At 38.4% G+C, this 14,669-nt stretch carries 16 protein-coding genes; 11 read left to right on the plus strand and 5 right to left on the minus strand.

From position 1 onward, the window contains the following. Position 1: 1 nt before the first annotated feature. The 4 genes from CRT24_RS20755 to CRT24_RS01275 are packed head-to-tail and all read left to right on the plus strand — an operon-like array spanning position 2 to position 2,849. Positions 2-157 (plus strand): hypothetical protein, encoded by a 156-nt coding sequence (locus CRT24_RS20755; RefSeq protein ID WP_180269033.1) that lies wholly within the window; start codon positions 2-4, stop codon positions 155-157. After that, positions 150-1,376, plus strand: a complete 1,227-nt coding sequence (locus CRT24_RS01265; RefSeq protein ID WP_099369438.1) for an ArdC family protein — start codon at positions 150-152, stop codon at positions 1,374-1,376. The genes CRT24_RS20755 and CRT24_RS01265 overlap by 8 nt, the downstream gene beginning before the upstream one ends. A gap of 28 nt (positions 1,377-1,404) precedes the next feature. Continuing rightward, on the plus strand, positions 1,405-2,220 hold the full coding sequence (locus CRT24_RS01270; RefSeq protein WP_099369439.1) for a DUF4099 domain-containing protein: 816 nt from the start codon (positions 1,405-1,407) through the stop codon (positions 2,218-2,220). A gap of 50 nt (positions 2,221-2,270) precedes the next feature. Continuing rightward, positions 2,271-2,849 (plus strand): hypothetical protein, encoded by a 579-nt coding sequence (locus CRT24_RS01275; protein WP_099369440.1) that lies wholly within the window; start codon positions 2,271-2,273, stop codon positions 2,847-2,849. A 738-nt stretch (positions 2,850-3,587) separates the two neighbouring features. Here the strand turns inward: CRT24_RS01275 and CRT24_RS01280 are convergent. Next, positions 3,588-4,406: a penicillin-binding transpeptidase domain-containing protein gene (locus CRT24_RS01280; protein WP_099369441.1), complete on the minus strand. Its 819-nt coding sequence runs from the start codon at positions 4,404-4,406 to the stop codon at positions 3,588-3,590. Between the two features lie 389 nt (positions 4,407-4,795). Here CRT24_RS01280 and CRT24_RS01285 point away from each other — a divergent pair, with 389 nt between their 5' ends. The 3 genes from CRT24_RS01285 to CRT24_RS01295 all read left to right on the plus strand — a co-directional run bounded on the left by CRT24_RS01285 (position 4,796) and on the right by CRT24_RS01295 (position 6,183). Further along, positions 4,796-5,065 carry a YtxH domain-containing protein gene (locus CRT24_RS01285; RefSeq protein WP_099369442.1) on the plus strand — a complete coding sequence of 90 codons (270 nt, stop codon included), beginning with the start codon at positions 4,796-4,798 and terminating at the stop codon, positions 5,063-5,065. A 91-nt stretch (positions 5,066-5,156) separates the two neighbouring features. Continuing rightward, complete coding sequence (locus CRT24_RS01290) at positions 5,157-5,618, plus strand: hypothetical protein (RefSeq protein WP_180269034.1); 462 nt, start codon at positions 5,157-5,159, stop codon at positions 5,616-5,618. Positions 5,619-5,625: 7 nt separating this feature from the next. After that, complete coding sequence (locus CRT24_RS01295) at positions 5,626-6,183, plus strand: hypothetical protein (RefSeq protein WP_180269035.1); 558 nt, start codon at positions 5,626-5,628, stop codon at positions 6,181-6,183. 13 nt (positions 6,184-6,196) lie between these two features. Here the strand turns inward: CRT24_RS01295 and CRT24_RS01300 are convergent, their stop codons facing one another. Next, positions 6,197-7,135, minus strand: coding sequence for a GDP-L-fucose synthase (locus CRT24_RS01300; RefSeq protein WP_099369443.1), 939 nt, complete (start codon positions 7,133-7,135; stop codon positions 6,197-6,199). A 55-nt stretch (positions 7,136-7,190) separates the two neighbouring features. Here CRT24_RS01300 and trmB point away from each other — a divergent pair, with 55 nt between their 5' ends. After that, on the plus strand, positions 7,191-7,844 hold the full coding sequence (trmB, locus tag CRT24_RS01305; RefSeq protein ID WP_099369444.1) for a tRNA (guanosine(46)-N7)-methyltransferase TrmB: 654 nt from the start codon (positions 7,191-7,193) through the stop codon (positions 7,842-7,844). Positions 7,845-7,880: 36 nt separating this feature from the next. Beyond that, complete coding sequence (locus tag CRT24_RS01310) at positions 7,881-9,317, plus strand: M28 family peptidase (RefSeq protein ID WP_099369445.1); 1,437 nt, start codon at positions 7,881-7,883, stop codon at positions 9,315-9,317. On the opposite strand, the gene pncA is transcribed toward CRT24_RS01310, so the two are convergent. The 3 genes from pncA to CRT24_RS01325 are packed head-to-tail and all read right to left on the minus strand — an operon-like array spanning position 9,318 to position 12,026. After that, positions 9,318-9,908 carry a bifunctional nicotinamidase/pyrazinamidase gene (pncA, locus tag CRT24_RS01315; RefSeq protein ID WP_099369446.1) on the minus strand — a complete coding sequence of 197 codons (591 nt, stop codon included), beginning with the start codon at positions 9,906-9,908 and terminating at the stop codon, positions 9,318-9,320. It lies immediately after the preceding gene. A gap of 13 nt (positions 9,909-9,921) precedes the next feature. Beyond that, on the minus strand, positions 9,922-10,596 hold the full coding sequence (locus CRT24_RS01320) for a response regulator transcription factor (RefSeq protein ID WP_099369447.1): 675 nt from the start codon (positions 10,594-10,596) through the stop codon (positions 9,922-9,924). Then, complete coding sequence (locus CRT24_RS01325) at positions 10,593-12,026, minus strand: sensor histidine kinase KdpD (RefSeq protein WP_099369448.1); 1,434 nt, start codon at positions 12,024-12,026, stop codon at positions 10,593-10,595. The genes CRT24_RS01320 and CRT24_RS01325 overlap by 4 nt, the downstream gene beginning before the upstream one ends. A 273-nt stretch (positions 12,027-12,299) precedes the next feature. On the opposite strand from CRT24_RS01325, the gene CRT24_RS01330 reads away from it, so the two are divergent. Then, entirely contained in the window at positions 12,300-13,661 is a 1,362-nt protein-coding gene (locus CRT24_RS01330; protein WP_099369449.1) for a DUF4270 family protein, read from the plus strand. 3 nt (positions 13,662-13,664) lie between these two features. Beyond that, complete coding sequence (locus CRT24_RS01335; protein ID WP_099369450.1) at positions 13,665-14,657, plus strand: kelch repeat-containing protein; 993 nt, start codon at positions 13,665-13,667, stop codon at positions 14,655-14,657. Positions 14,658-14,669 lie beyond the last annotated feature (12 nt).

The raw sequence follows: 14,669 nt of genomic DNA on the forward strand, positions 1-14,669 counted from the left end.
TATGGACTATCATTTAAGAACACTGCAACAAAAACTAAGTGTCCTGGCCAGTGGTGAAGACATTGGACTAACACCAGCGGAAGCGGCCATTTATGGCGTAGAATACGCCGACGAATGCCCAGACGACGAATCCCCGGAGGTGGACGAAGATGAGTAGCAAAAATTCAAAATCCCTGCATGAAATAGTTGCGGAGAACATCATCAAGAAACTTGAACAGGGTACAGCGCCGTGGCAAAAGCCGTGGAACAGCAACAGTCCAGCATTTGAACTGCCCTATAATGCAATTACGGGCAACCGTTACAAAGGTATCAACAGCCTGTCGCTGTTATCGTCAGACCGTGAAGACCCGCGTTGGATGACGTTCAATCAGGCTTCGACAAACGGTTGGAAAGTACGAAAGGGAGAAAAAGCATCCATGATCCAATTTGTCAAGACCCATGAACTTGTTACCAAAAGAGACGAGCAGGGCAAGCCGATTTTGGATGAAAAGGGCAAGCCTGTAAAAGCCAAAGTAGGTCTGAACCGGGCAATCATTACCAGCGCATGGGTTTTCAATGCGCAGCAGATCGATGGCATCGAACCTTTGGTAAAACCCGACGTAAAGCAATTCCAATGGGACTCTATCCAACGGGCAGAAAATATCATTCAGGCTTCGGGAGCGGACATAACCTACAGATCGGGAGACCGAGCCTATTACAGTCCGGCACTCGACAGTATCACCATGCCTATGCGCGAACAATTCGACGCATCGGATAAGTATTATGCCACCCTGCTCCATGAGCTCGGCCATTGGACGGGACACAAAGACCGTCTGGACAGAAGTATGATTGGCAGCTTTGGGACAGAGGGCTATGCTCGCGAGGAACTCCGTGCTGAAATCGCTTCGATGCTTATCGGTCAGGAACTCAATATTGGCCACGATCCCGGCCAACACGTGGCCTACGTGGACAGTTGGATACAGATATTGCGTGACACACCTTTTGAAATACACGCGGCCGCTGCCGATGCGGAAAAAATCCTTAATTACCTTTTGGCTTTTGAGCAAAAAAGGGAGATCAAAGCAGCCGCTAATGTTCAGGCCGAGGTACAGGCCGAAGCAAGATCACAAAGGACAAAAGAAAGCAGCCTGTCCATAGGTGATGAAATCGCCTATAACAATACCGTCTACAAAGTGCAAGGTCATCTGAAACGTGGCCGTATGCGTGTGGAAGACCTGACTACCGGAAATATTTTCCCGCTATCGAAAACTGATCGGCTATACGGTTCACTGCTCCATGCCAAACAGTATCCCGATGCTATCAAAATAAGTGAAGACCTACACCGCCCGGTACATGCCGAAAAGGAGGCTGTTGCCGCCTATGGTATCAGAAGATAAAATCTAAAACTTAACAAATAATTACATCATGAAATATCCCATCAACGAAAATGAAATGCCCCTAATCGAACTTGAAAAATTGGGGCTTTACAAAGACGGAGGGTTCAGTATCGGTCCGGAGAATATCGATGCCCTGCTTGCAGGGAGAAGAACCGATATGTTGAGCATGGCAGGTCTGAACATCGACGGGCTTGCCATCCGTCAACTCGACGCCAAGTTATCCCTTAGCCGGAATGAACTCGGCGATGTCCAGCTAAACATACATCCCATTTACCGAGAACCGCAATGGCATCCATTATTGAGCGATGACGAGGAAAAAGCCCTGATCGCAGGAGAACAGCACGTAGTCAGCAAGGAGCAGGAGATTGACGGCAACAAAAAAAAGAAAGTCATCATTGAATATGACGACTTGACGAGGGAATTTATAGCGTATGAACCCGACGAAGTGCAGGCCCCGATCAGAGTAAACGGCGAAGAACTTTCGGAAGAGCAAAAGGAGGCTTTCCGTAACGGAGAAGTCGTGGAGCTCAAAGACGGGACAAAAATCCAGCATTCGGCAACGGACAATAAGGGTATCCGTTCAGACAGAAAACGGCTTATGTTATCGGTGCTTTTGGACGGCGGTATATCTTACTTGGTGTTCAGAGGTATCAATAACCTAAAAGGTAGGCTTGAACCGCAGAGCGAGGGTTACAGCGAGGGGTATAACCGCGCATTGGCCGATATGATGATGGCGGATAAAAAACAGAAAGACAGAGGCAATGAGAAAACCGTTGAAGACTTCGTACTAGATCTTCGGGATAAACAAGAAAGCAGAGGCTACGGTCGTAACGGGGCGAGGTAATGGTATTTCTCCGATTGAAGACCCAAGTACGGAAGTTTTTTGCCCCCTATTTGAATATAGTCGAAGGTAATATTCTATTTCCATATACCCTAAAAAATCAGGTTGTAGAGAATGAACGTTGGAGTGAAAATAGTGTTCGTGATCCGGTTACACAAGGTATATGGTTGGCGGCGAACAGCTTGCCTTTGTCCGTTACCGACCTTTTTATCGGTCATTCGGCTCGTGATATAATCTGCTTTTGTCATTTTTACACCAATTGGATTATCCCACATTGTCCGTGTGCATTTGCTTCATTGGGATTGTTGCCAACCAAAGGTCAGTTTACGGGGCTTAAGACCGTTTTTCCGAACGCAAAAATACATACAGTATTCGATGGGGGGCTAAGTGGCCGTGTTGCAGATTGTAAAGTAGCTTCTTGGCAGATCGGAATGAGTGCGATGTTCAGTATTGTCGATGAAAATGTCGAATTTTTTTGCAAAAAAAAGAGATACATTATTCCTATCGAAAATTTTTCATTGAACTGTTTTGAAAAAATGTCCGGAATCCGGGCTAATATCAGAACCCATAAACCGAAGGCACACTTTGAGACGTTTTACCAATCCTTTGCAAAAGGGGTCCTGTCTAAATAGTTCCATTCCATGCAAATGATCATTAATTGGGATAGGCCTGACCTAATGGTAAGGTCAAAAATCCCGACATAAAGAACCATTCTAGATCTTTTGTTAGAGACACCTGTACGATGTCTTCTTTTTTTATCCAAGGCGATTTAAATCTGCAATTTGATAGTAGAATCAGCCGATGCGCAATGCCTGCTTATTGGATTAATGCGGGCATATAAAAGGTTTAGCATTCTCTCAAATTGCAGTATTGCCCAAAATACTGAAGAACTTATAGATTTAGGATAAAACTCAAGGAAAGGTGCCTCGGATTTAGTTTCCTTAGCAGGATAGTTATGCACGAGCACCCTATCGGTTGGGTATTCTTTAGGCTTGCCGCTGCCATGGAGGAATGGGGTCGAGAGGAAATTCCAAGCAAGTTTACTGCGTCGGATATTTTACGGGAGAGGATTGGGAAACTTCTCTGTTGACAGTCTGTTTGGGATACAAATGGGAAGGGCATTAAGCTAATACTCCTAATCCTCAAGAGATCACTGTCGTAAAGAAGCAAAGATGCTATAATATATGTCCGAAAAAGCATTTCCGAAAATCCACAACGTGTCACCTCTACAAGTAAAATTGTAACTTATTGCCGATTTGTTAAGTGCATTCTTGCCTAAGGGAGTTATTGTCCTGCTCATGATTAAAGGTCAATTCTCTTTCCCAAGACGGATTAATGTATGTTCCGGATGTTTTGAATTCAATGATGAATTATTTTCCTGAAGTTTTTTGGATATAATCATTTAGGACCTTATTTGTGATTTCAACCCTTGATTTTGCAAAATAGGGATTTTTTGTTTCTGTAGAATCTATAACTCTCGTTGCGAAGAAATATTGGTTGTCATTCGTTGATAAGTATCCAATAAACCAACCGATGTTAAGGCAGTCTTTTAATGTCCAACCTGTTTTGCCTCTTAGGATAGTATTGTCCTTTTTTTCTAAAACCATCATTTCCTTTACAAGGTCCATATTTTCTGGTGAGAATGGGAGTTGATTTTGAGATAACTGGATTAAGAATTCTACTTGATTTTTTGGAGTGACCTCAAAATCTCCATAGTTCCAAAAATCATCTTTTGCTTGACTAATATCTCCTTTTCCATACTTCAATTTCTTCAATGTTTTTTTATATTTTTTCTTACCAATCTTCTGGGAGAGAACTTCATAAAACCAGATTGTCGAATTTTTGAATGCACCTTTTAAATCGGTGTCTTGGTTCCATGCAGGGATAACGGTCCCTAAATGAGATTTTTCTTTCCCATCCCACATCAGCGTATCATTTGCGGTAGAAATAGCTTTAGTTTCTAAGGCAATTAAGGAATTGACGATTTTGAAAGTTGAGGCTGGTAAAGTTCCTATATGGGCATCCTTTTCATCGGTATAGTACCATTTGGAATTTTTTAGATCAAAGATAGTGGTGCTTCCACTAACATTATTCACAGAAAATAAGTCTGAATTGTTTGTTTGAGCAAAGGATTTGTTGAAAAGTATGACTGTAATGGTAATAAAGAGATAGTATTTGATAGATGTCATTTATTTTCGCGTTATAACAATTAAAAAACGGTTAGTAATACAGTTTATTATTATTTAATATAAAAACGAAATTATAACAAACTGCCATTTTGCCAAATGTGATCATGAACTCTGTAATTGATTAAGCAATGACAATGGTCTTTGGAAGTTGCAATCTGTATAAATAATAAGACAATTATTGTTTTATTACGGTATAAATTTATTTGACAATAAAATAATAGTGTAAAATTGATGTTAAATTCTTACATTTTACTGTATTACAATATCTGATTGTGGTTAATAGGCGACGAAGAATAGTTTATTTTTATTTCATAAAACGATTCGGTCTATTTTTTGTTATTAAGTAAGTAAATGCAGAAATTAGTTTAACACATAAATTGCAGTATAAAATGAATGATAACGGTAAGATTGTAACAGCGCTGTTGGCTGGATTGGCCGCAGGTGCAGTTTTAGGAATTATTTTCGCTCCTGAGAAAGGTAGTGAAACAAGAGAGAAATTGAATGAATCATTGACTGATCTTGGTGACGCGATTAAGGAACGTGCAGAGGAGCAGTTTGATCAGCTAAGTGATTTTAAAGATAAGTTAGTTGCTGCGGTAAAATCGAAGCTTGGAAGAGCTGAGGATGCTATCGATGAAGAAATCGAAGAGCACGCTTAAGGATACCAAGCCTTAGATTATTAATGAGTTTTAAATAATTCCAGGACTATCACATGGATAGTCTTGGAATCTATGATATGGAATTACGTGCATGGAAGAACAAAAATTTTCATTTTCTGAAGTATTCGATAAATCAAAAGAATACCTAGAGACACAAATCGAACTGGCAAAGCTAAAAGCCTTGTCAAGGTCTTCACGGATCGTCGGATCACTGATTGTTGATGGCAGTAAGGTGTTGTTGAGTTTGCTGATTGTGTTTTTTATTTCCTTGGCTCTGGGTTTTTACTTAGGAGAACTTTTGGGAAGTTATTCACTTGGATTTTTAGCTACAGGAGGTATATTCTTTGTCATATTGCTTTTGATAAGAGTATTTGAGCCTAAATTGGAAGAAAAGTTCATGAATGTTACCATCAAACGTATCATGTCAAAATGGGATGCTGACGATGATGACGAATTGGATGAAGAGGAAATCAAAGAAAAGGTTCGAGAGGCAGTTGAGGAAGTAGAAAATGAAGTTGTAGAAGAAGTAAAGGTAGAAAAAGAACGAGTTTAATCTGATTATGAGGACAAAGGTTACGAATTTTGACGAATTGACTGCAGAAATTGCTCGATTGAAAGTACAGAAAAAAGAGCAAGAGGCATTTTTATTGAATCAGTATGATTTGCTGAAAAATAAAATTGAAAAGCCAGTTCGAATTGCGAATATGGTATTAAATCGCGTACCTGGAGTATCAACTGTAAAAGGCTTGATATCAGGTATCGGTCAAGTGACGAATAAAAATAATAAAGCTGATTGGTTGACTAAAACATTGCAATTGGGATTGCCATTGGTTTTAAACAGAACATTGTTGAAAAATGCTGGTTGGTTGAAAAAAGGCCTTGTTCTATTAGGATCGGAAACTGTTGCTAGCCAGGTTAACCAAAGTAAAGTGTCTTCTATAATCGATAAGATTACCTCTTTTATTAAACCTAAAAAGAAGGAAAAGAAAAAAGGTGAAATTGTTGATGTTGTTGTTGAAACTCCAACTATTCCACCCAACCATCCACCGATGATTACCGCAGAAGAAAGTGTACAAGATAATGCTTACGGTATTCCAAAGGACAGTGAAGCTTATTAGGATAAACTCCTAATTAAGCTTTTTCATTGTAGTTTTGCAGGAAATCTTGATATGCTAATCTGATGCCGTCTTTTAAATCTGTTTTGGCTTTCCAGCCTAATCTATTTAGTTTACTGACATCCATCAATTTCCGGGGAGTACCATCAGGTTTACTACTGTCGAATTCCAATTGACCCTCAAATCCCACGACCTCTTTAATGAGTTGTGCCAAATCTCGAATACTGACATCCTCACCTACACCAATATTTACAAACTGAAGGTCATCATAATTTTCCATTAAAAAGACACAGGCATCGGCGAGGTCGTCAGCATACATAAATTCTCGGAGTGGCGTCCCAGAACCCCAAATACTAACAGTAGGGCTGTTATTCACTTTTGCTTCATGGAATTTTCGGATCAAAGCTGGCAGCACATGTGAATTTTCGGGATGGTAATTGTCATTTATGCCATAAAGGTTTGTTGGCATAACCGAAATATAGTTGTCCTGATATTGAAGCCGATAAGATTCTACCATTTTTATCCCTGCAATCTTAGCAATAGCATAAGGCTCATTGGTAGGTTCAAGAGTTCCTGTCAATAAATAATCCTCTTTCAATGGCTGAGGAGCCATTTTTGGATAGATGCAGCTGGATCCTAAGAACATTAGTTTCTTAACATCATTTTCGTGAGAAAAGTGGATAACATTATTTTGAATAGCTAAATTCTCATATAAAAAATCAGCCCTGTAGATATTGTTCGCCATAATTCCGCCGACCTTGGCTGCAGCTAAAAAAACATATTCCGGTTTTTCATTTTCAAAAAACTCCTTTACAGCTTGTTGATCACGAAGGTCTAGTTCTTTGGATGTTCTGGTAATGATATTTTCATATCCTAACTCTTTTAATCTACGATAAATAGCCGATCCGACCATCCCTCTATGTCCTGCAACGTAAATTTTCGCTTGTTTTTCCACCTGAATATATTATTTATACAAATATAAGGTTAATTTTGCGACTTAATTATCAGCTATGGGTAAGGATAAACTAAGAAAATTCGCAGAAGTTGCTACATTCAAAAATGTTGTTCAGCTAGATGCAGGCAAGGAATTTAAAGGAAAATGGGCTAAGGAATTCTTTAAGAATGAACAACCTATTATTCTGGAATTGGCATGTGGAAAAGGAGAATATACCGTGAACTTGGCCAAATTATTCCCTGACAAGAATTTTATTGGTATTGACTATAAAGGGAATAGAATTTGGCGCGGCGCCAAAACAGCAATAGAGGAAGGGATTGATAATGTCGGTTTTCTAAGAATACAGATTGAGACTATTTTAGACCATTTTGAAAAAGGTGAAGTTTCTGAAATATGGATTACATTCCCTGATCCTCAACCTCAAGATAGCCGTGAGAAAAAACGACTGACGAATCCTGTCTTTTTGGAAAGATACAAGCATATTCTTGTCCCTGAAGGTATTTTGCATTTAAAAACCGACAATGACGGTTTTTTTGCGTACACCATCGAACAAATTGAATTACAATCATTACCTAAGATAAAGGAAACAACAGACCTTTATCACTCTGATTTGGTAGATGATGTTTTGTCAATCAAAACATATTATGAGAAAAAATATTTAGCGGAAGATAAAAACATCAATTACGTACAATGGAAATTCGATAAATAAAGGACGTTTAAAAATGATTTCGTAAATTCATTTATTATGAAAAGAATTTACCTAATCTGCCTTTTATTAAGTTTTCAGTTTGCAGTTGCACAAGAAGGCTTGAAAACAACCTTTCAAAGGATTTACGAGGATATCAATACGAATTCCGAAGCCTACGATCGCCTGAAATATTCTACAGAGAATCTAGGACATCGGCTGACGGGATCAGAGAATGGTAAAAAAGCGGAAGAATATGCTTATAATCTTCTTGAATCCTATGGTTATGCAGTCAGTTACCAGCCATTTACTACCGAAAGCTGGGCGCGTGAATCTCTTGAACTCACCTTAAATAACAAAAATGTACCCTCCGTTTCTTTGGCACATTCACCTGTAAAGGTTGATTTAACAGCTGATCTTATTGATTTGGGTAATGGTCTTGAGGCTGATTATGAAAAAGCTGGAGAACAGGTCAAGGGGAAGATCGCCTTGGTATATCTTCATATCTTACCTAATTCAGGGGAGAACCTAAAGAATTTGCATCGCTCTGAAAAGACAGCCTTAGCGAATAAAAATGGCGCCAAGGGAATTATTTTTATCAATAGTGTCAAGGGAAATGTGCTTTTGACCGGAACGGCGTCTATTACGGGGAAATTAATTGATATTCCAGCAATCTGTATCGGATATGAGGATGGCATGAAATGGAAAGAAACCTTGGAGAAAGAAAAGGTTTCTGCAGCTATTAAAATGCGCAATAAATCTGAGTTAACCACTGCCAGAAACGTTATTGTTTCTATTAAAGGTACGGAATACCCAGAAGAGAAAATCGTAATCGGAGGGCATTTGGATAGTTGGGACTTGGCCACTGGAGCAATTGATAATGGCTTGGGTTCTTATGCTGTAATGGATATAGCAAGGGTTTTCAAGAAGTTGAACTTGCAACCAAAGAGAAGTGTAGATTTTGTTTTGTTTATGGGTGAAGAGCAAGGGTTGTTGGGTTCTAAAGCATATGTGAATGAAGCCATTGAAAATGGAACCCTTGGTCAGGTAAGATATATGTTGAATTTTGATATGGTCAATGCACCAACGGGATTTACAACAAGCAGAGATGAAATGAAAACGCTTTTAGACTCAATAGGGGCTGTGTATGCAGAAGTTGACACGGATTTTAAAAATCAAAATAGTTCAGGTGCAGGTTTACACAGTGATCACCAGCCTTTTATGATGCAGGGGATTCCAAGTGGTTCCGGTACCGGCGGTAAGTTGCCGAACAATGCTGGACAATACTACCACTCCGACAATGATGTCTTTAAATTGGTGGATAAAAAAGGAATGGAACAAACTATTAAAGTCGGAGCTGCTTACCTTTATGGGTTGACCGATGCCAATGAGATTCCTGCACAGCGCTTTTCAGACGAGGAAATTGTAAAATTCCTTGAATCAAAAGGACTAAAGGAGCCATTGATTATTTCTGGCGAATGGCGCTGGGGGAAATAATTATATCAAAAATCCACCTGCTTGAATAAAGGTGTTTTTCTTTTCCATGAAATCACCTTTATCAATAGCTTTAGTAGCTTTGGAAATGATACTGGTTTTGAACCCTTCTGAAATAGCATCCATTGCGGTATAGAAAACACAATAATCTGCTGCCAATCCGCAAACATGTACTTCATCTATTTTTCGGGCTCTTAGATAACCGGCTAAACCAGTGTCTTTCCTTTTTCCGTTGTCATAAAATCCACTGTAGCTATCAATCCTAGGATCCATTCCTTTTCTAAAAATAGCCTCAATCTGGGTAGTGTCTAGATCTTCAGATAATTCAGATCCGTAGCTTTCTTGAACACAGTGGTCTGGCCAAAGTACCTGACTTAATCCATCAAGATCAATGACTTCAAAGGGTAACTTTCCCACATGTTGGCTGGAAAAGCTCATATGTTCTTTTGGATGCCAGTCCTGTGTAGCAACCACTAAATCGTAATCTTTTTGAATGTTATTTATGATCGGAATGATTTCATCACCCTTCGCCACTTCTAGAGAGCCTCCTGGCAAGAAATCATACTGCATGTCTACTATTATTAAAGCTTTCATTATTCTATTTACATTAATCCACAGTTAGCATATAGCCTACGCCACGGATATTTGTGATTTTAATTCTTTCATCCTCAGAAAGATATTTCCTGATCCGACTGATAAATACGTCTAGACTGCGTCCAGTAAAGTAAGTGTCATTGCTCCAGTAAGTCCTAATAATTTCATCACGAGGTACTACCTTGTCTTTATTTTCTATCAACCTTTTCAATAATTCTGACTCGCGGTAAGAGAGCTTTTCAGAACTTTCTCCAAGTGATAAGGTGTTTTTTGCGCAATCCAAGGTGTAGTTTCCCAACACTATCTTGCTCGGGGACATACTATTGCCATTTTTTTTGAGAGCAGCTTCCATGCGGACAATTAACTCTTCAATTTTGAATGGCTTCCTTATATAATCGTTAGCTCCAAGTTTAAACCCTTTGACAACATCTTCAGTTTGTGTCATTGCCGTGAGGAAGATGATAGGCGTTACAAGATCAGTTTTTCGGATTTCTTTTGCTGTTGTAAAACCATCCATAATGGGCATCATGACATCCATAACAATAATATCAGGTTTATATTTGTTATGGAAGATCAGGGCTTGTTGACCGTTCAGTACATGGCGTACGATAAAACCTTGGGCCTCCAAGCTGTCAGAAACTATCATCGCTAGACTTTCTTCGTCCTCTACATATAAAACGTTTGTCATTTCGCCTCTTTAGGTAATTCTATAACAAAAGTACTGCCAACTGACTCCTCACTGCTCAGGTCAATAGTGCCTTGATGTTGCTGAACTATCTGTTTTACATAAGCAAGGCCCAATCCGAATCCTTTGACATTGTGGATGTCCCCGGATGGTACACGGAAGAACAAGTCAAATACTCCTTTCTGATACGTCTTGGGTATTCCAATTCCATTGTCAGAAATAGACAATATAAAACTTTTATCTTTTTCTTGAAGATCTATCTTGATATGTACTTCATCTCCGGCATATTTGATGGCATTATCCAATAGATTACTAATGACATTTTTGATATGAGCCTGATCTGCTAAAAAATTGAAATCTGTACCTGAACTTGATTTCACGATTTCAACCTTTTTCTTTGCAAATATTTTTGCGTTTTCAGTACACTCATCTATGAGCTGATTGAGGTTGAACCAAGACTTTTCAAGTTGTACCCCATTGGTTTCAGCGACATCTACCTGCAAGACACGTTCGATCATATTGGATAAATGCTCTAATTCTTGTCTTGAGACAGCGAGATATCTGTTCATTCTTTCTTTATCATCTTGTGCACCAAATCGCTGGATAGATTCCACGGCTGCCATTACGGTAGAAACTGGTGTTTTCAGCTCATGAGTCATATTATTTACAAAAGCCTTTCTCATTTTTGCCAATCTATTCTGTTTCCGAACTGTACTCAGTAGTGCTAAGAATGTTCCGATTAATGCAGACACCAAAATCAATGAAAAGATCAATTGCCAACTTATTTTTTTGAGCAAATACCCATTCGGATTTACATAATCCACTTCCAGGTATAGGTTTTCGCTTTGATCCACAACGATAGGTTTAGATTTACTGTCTTCAAACCTTTGTTTGTAAAATTCTTTTGTCCTGCTTTCTTCATCTGGCAAATTTGAAATCTTTAAGTCAAAAGCTGAATACATATCTCTTTCTTTCAAGGCTTTGGTCAGTCGGACTTTTAAAGAATCTAATGTTGTATCATTCCAATTTATGGTTCTGACCACATAGTTAGAGATGTAATGCCTGCTCATCCTTGTTTTTCCGGTATTTGATGAGTCGCTGCTATTTTTGTCATTAGTTGACCGTCTGCCAAAGTTGAGCCCTTCAATTATCTTTTTTGCAGTATCTAAGTTTATTTCTGGATACTTTTCTTTAAATGCTGAAGAAATTCTTTCAATTCTTGCTGTTCTTTGATTTTGATTGTCTCTTTGAATTTGTTCTTCATTTTCGTTGTAAAAGTCTTGAACAACGTCAAAAAGCTCATGCTCGGTCATACCCAAGTAGAATTGTTTTTGTCCGTAATAACTCCCGAATAGCCAAAAAACCAATACGACGATTATTCCGGCGATTGTGAGTATTATGGAAGCCAACAATATTTTATACTTTTTTAACATAATTAAAACAAATTTAAATTAGTAGATTTGCTCCGCATAAATAATTGATGGCTTTTAACAAATTATAACACTGATTAACAAAGTGATGCTTAAATTGTCGCATTCTTCGATGATTTTACGTTAAAAGGCACAAAAGGTTTATGTTGCTTACAAAAGATTTTCCATTGGAATTTAGAAAGTATGCCGCTGGTTGGTTAAAATTAAGGAGTTTTAACATATAATAACAAGGGATATCTATTTTCATTCCATACTTTTGCTAGACTTAATGATTTTATGATTAAACATTTACGAATTATTCTTTTTGCTACCCTTGGTTTAAGTGCTGCATTATTTACTGTGAGTTGCGATAAAGATATGTCAATTTCGTTGGACAACGACAAATTAGATAATCTTCTCGTTACTGAAGATGACACCTTGACTGCTTCAGTTGCTACTTTGCAAATGCCTAATATCCCTACTTCAGGTTCTTCTGTAATTCTGGTAGGTAAAATTAGCCAACCAACTACTGGTAGTATAAAGTCTACTTCATATTTCCGACTAAATCCAGCTGGTATTACCAATGACATTCCAACGAATGCAAATTTCGATTCATTGAACCTTGTCTTGGTACCAAGTAACAGAAGGATTGTATATGGTGATACCACCAAATTGCTTTCTATTTCTGCGCACCGATTGACCCAATCCCTGGAAACCAAAACAATCGATAACTCATTGACAGGATTACCAACACCGGTATATATTACGGCACCAGCAATTTTTGGTCAACAAAAATTCAATTATGCTGCAGAAGCTTTGGGATCAGTAAATTTCAGACCTAAAGTTAATAAGACTGACACTGTTTCAATGCGCTTGAATGATGCATTGGGTAAAGAGTTTTTCAGCAAGATTAAAGCATCTGATATTGCATTTAACTCAGCATCTAACTTTCAGGAATATTTTAAAGGTTTGAGCTTGGTGCCATCAGAAACCAATACGGCGATGATCGGATTCTCTGATACGCTTCAAGTTCGAGTTAATTACTCCTATATTGGTTCAGATGGTTTCAAGAAAAATGGATCTAAAGTATTGAGCCTGTCTGAGAGAACATTGCAGTACAACCATATTGAGAAAAACGTTAGCGGGACCGCCTTTGCTGGCCTGACAACAGAAAAACCAATTGAAAGTTCAGCAACATCTGGCGTGACCTATGTTCAAGGTGGTTCAGGAGTTGTTACAGAAATAAAATTCCCTGCATTAAAAGAGTTTTTATTGCAACCAGGAATCGCAATCAATAAAGCAGAGTTAGAAATAACTCTTGAAACGCCACATACAGGGATGTTTCCTGCTATTCCAAATCCTGTTTTAATGATCGCAGATTCAAGGGTTGCGGTAAGTTATGTAGTTAGCCCATTTGCGGATGGAATTCAACCAGCTACTTATTTGGTAGGTAATAATACTGGGATAAAAGGAAGATATCTGTTCAACTTGATTCAATATATTAAATCAGCAACAGAGGCCAATTCTGAGGATAAATCATTATTCTTAACTTTGGCTCCAACAATGGGGTTAGGTTTTACACCTTATACTAGCGTGTTGGCCACAGAAAACAATAAACCGAAAGTTAAATTAAATATCGTATATACAAAATTTAAATAGTCTATGAATAAGAGAAATTGGCTTGTACTACTTTTGATAGGAGCCTTCGCAATTACTACTTTTAACTCGTGTAAGAAAGAGGACGCAGAAGAAACAGACTCTGGTCCTACAGAATGGGAGAAATCAATTGTTTTTACTGGTAAACCAAGAAATGGTGCTGCAACATTTACCATCAATGATGTAGCTTATTTAGTAGGTGGCCAAATGAAAAACAATGAGATATTAAGTGACTCTTATTCATTTGACGGAAATGCATGGTCTAAAAAAGCTGACTTTACAGGTCCTAAAAGACATAGCGCAGTAGGTTTTGAAGTTGCTGGAAAAGGATATATTGGTTTAGGTTATGGAACTGATGGCGAAACTACTGGTGCTTTAAAAGATTTCTACCAATATGATCCAGCATTAAATACTTGGAAAAAAGTGGCTGATTTCCCGGGTGAAGCTCGTCACTCAGCTATTGCATTTACTTTAGGAAATGCTGCATATGTAGGATTAGGTAGAATTGATGCTACTGACGAAACATTCTCGGATATTTACAAATATGATCCGGCTTCAAATACATGGTCTGAAATCCAAACTTCATTCAGCAACAAAAAAGGCGATGCTTTTGCATTCGTAATTAATAATGTTGCTTATGTTGGTGGTGGTTACTCTAATGGAGTTCCTACTGAAGATTTCTATTCGTTTGATGGAAAAACTTGGACTAAGAAAAAAGCATTAAACGCTGATAACAAAGACGCTAGACGTTTCAGAGCTGGTGCATTTGCAATTGGAAGTAATGGTTATGTTGTGAGTGGTCGTTCTCAAACTGGAGTTGTTTCAACAGTTTGGAAATACAACCCTTCAGATGACTCATGGACAGATGGTAGCCAACAATTGCCTTCACCACGTGAAAAAGCTGTAGCATTCGCGTTAAAAGGAAAAGGTTATATCACTACTGGAAGTAGCGGTACAACTTTCTTCGATGACACTTACGTGTTTACACCTGTTAGATAATATTTTATATAA

Origin of the sequence: Sphingobacterium sp. 1.A.5 (assembly GCF_002734235.1) — a bacterium.
GTDB classification, from domain to species: domain Bacteria; phylum Bacteroidota; class Bacteroidia; order Sphingobacteriales; family Sphingobacteriaceae; genus Sphingobacterium; species Sphingobacterium daejeonense.

What these genes read in the sequence shown, in the direction of transcription:
- CRT24_RS20755 (WP_180269033.1), top strand. Translation starts at nt 2, where the DNA reads ATGGACTATCATTTAAGAACACTGCAACAAAAACTAAGTGTCCTGGCC.
- pncA (WP_099369446.1), bottom strand. Translation starts at nt 9,908, where the DNA reads ATGAAAGCTTTAATAATAGTAGACATGCAGTATGATTTCTTGCCAGGA.
- CRT24_RS01290 (WP_180269034.1), top strand. Translation starts at nt 5,157, where the DNA reads ATGGAAGAACAAAAATTTTCATTTTCTGAAGTATTCGATAAATCAAAA.
- CRT24_RS01280 (WP_099369441.1), bottom strand. Translation starts at nt 4,406, where the DNA reads ATGACATCTATCAAATACTATCTCTTTATTACCATTACAGTCATACTT.
- CRT24_RS01320 (WP_099369447.1), bottom strand. Translation starts at nt 10,596, where the DNA reads ATGACAAACGTTTTATATGTAGAGGACGAAGAAAGTCTAGCGATGATA.
- CRT24_RS01270 (WP_099369439.1), top strand. Translation starts at nt 1,405, where the DNA reads ATGAAATATCCCATCAACGAAAATGAAATGCCCCTAATCGAACTTGAA.
- CRT24_RS01295 (WP_180269035.1), top strand. Translation starts at nt 5,626, where the DNA reads ATGAGGACAAAGGTTACGAATTTTGACGAATTGACTGCAGAAATTGCT.
- CRT24_RS01310 (WP_099369445.1), top strand. Translation starts at nt 7,881, where the DNA reads ATGAAAAGAATTTACCTAATCTGCCTTTTATTAAGTTTTCAGTTTGCA.
- CRT24_RS01285 (WP_099369442.1), top strand. Translation starts at nt 4,796, where the DNA reads ATGAATGATAACGGTAAGATTGTAACAGCGCTGTTGGCTGGATTGGCC.
- CRT24_RS01325 (WP_099369448.1), bottom strand. Translation starts at nt 12,026, where the DNA reads ATGTTAAAAAAGTATAAAATATTGTTGGCTTCCATAATACTCACAATC.
- CRT24_RS01265 (WP_099369438.1), top strand. Translation starts at nt 150, where the DNA reads ATGAGTAGCAAAAATTCAAAATCCCTGCATGAAATAGTTGCGGAGAAC.
- CRT24_RS01330 (WP_099369449.1), top strand. Translation starts at nt 12,300, where the DNA reads ATGATTAAACATTTACGAATTATTCTTTTTGCTACCCTTGGTTTAAGT.
- CRT24_RS01335 (WP_099369450.1), top strand. Translation starts at nt 13,665, where the DNA reads ATGAATAAGAGAAATTGGCTTGTACTACTTTTGATAGGAGCCTTCGCA.
- trmB (WP_099369444.1), top strand. Translation starts at nt 7,191, where the DNA reads ATGGGTAAGGATAAACTAAGAAAATTCGCAGAAGTTGCTACATTCAAA.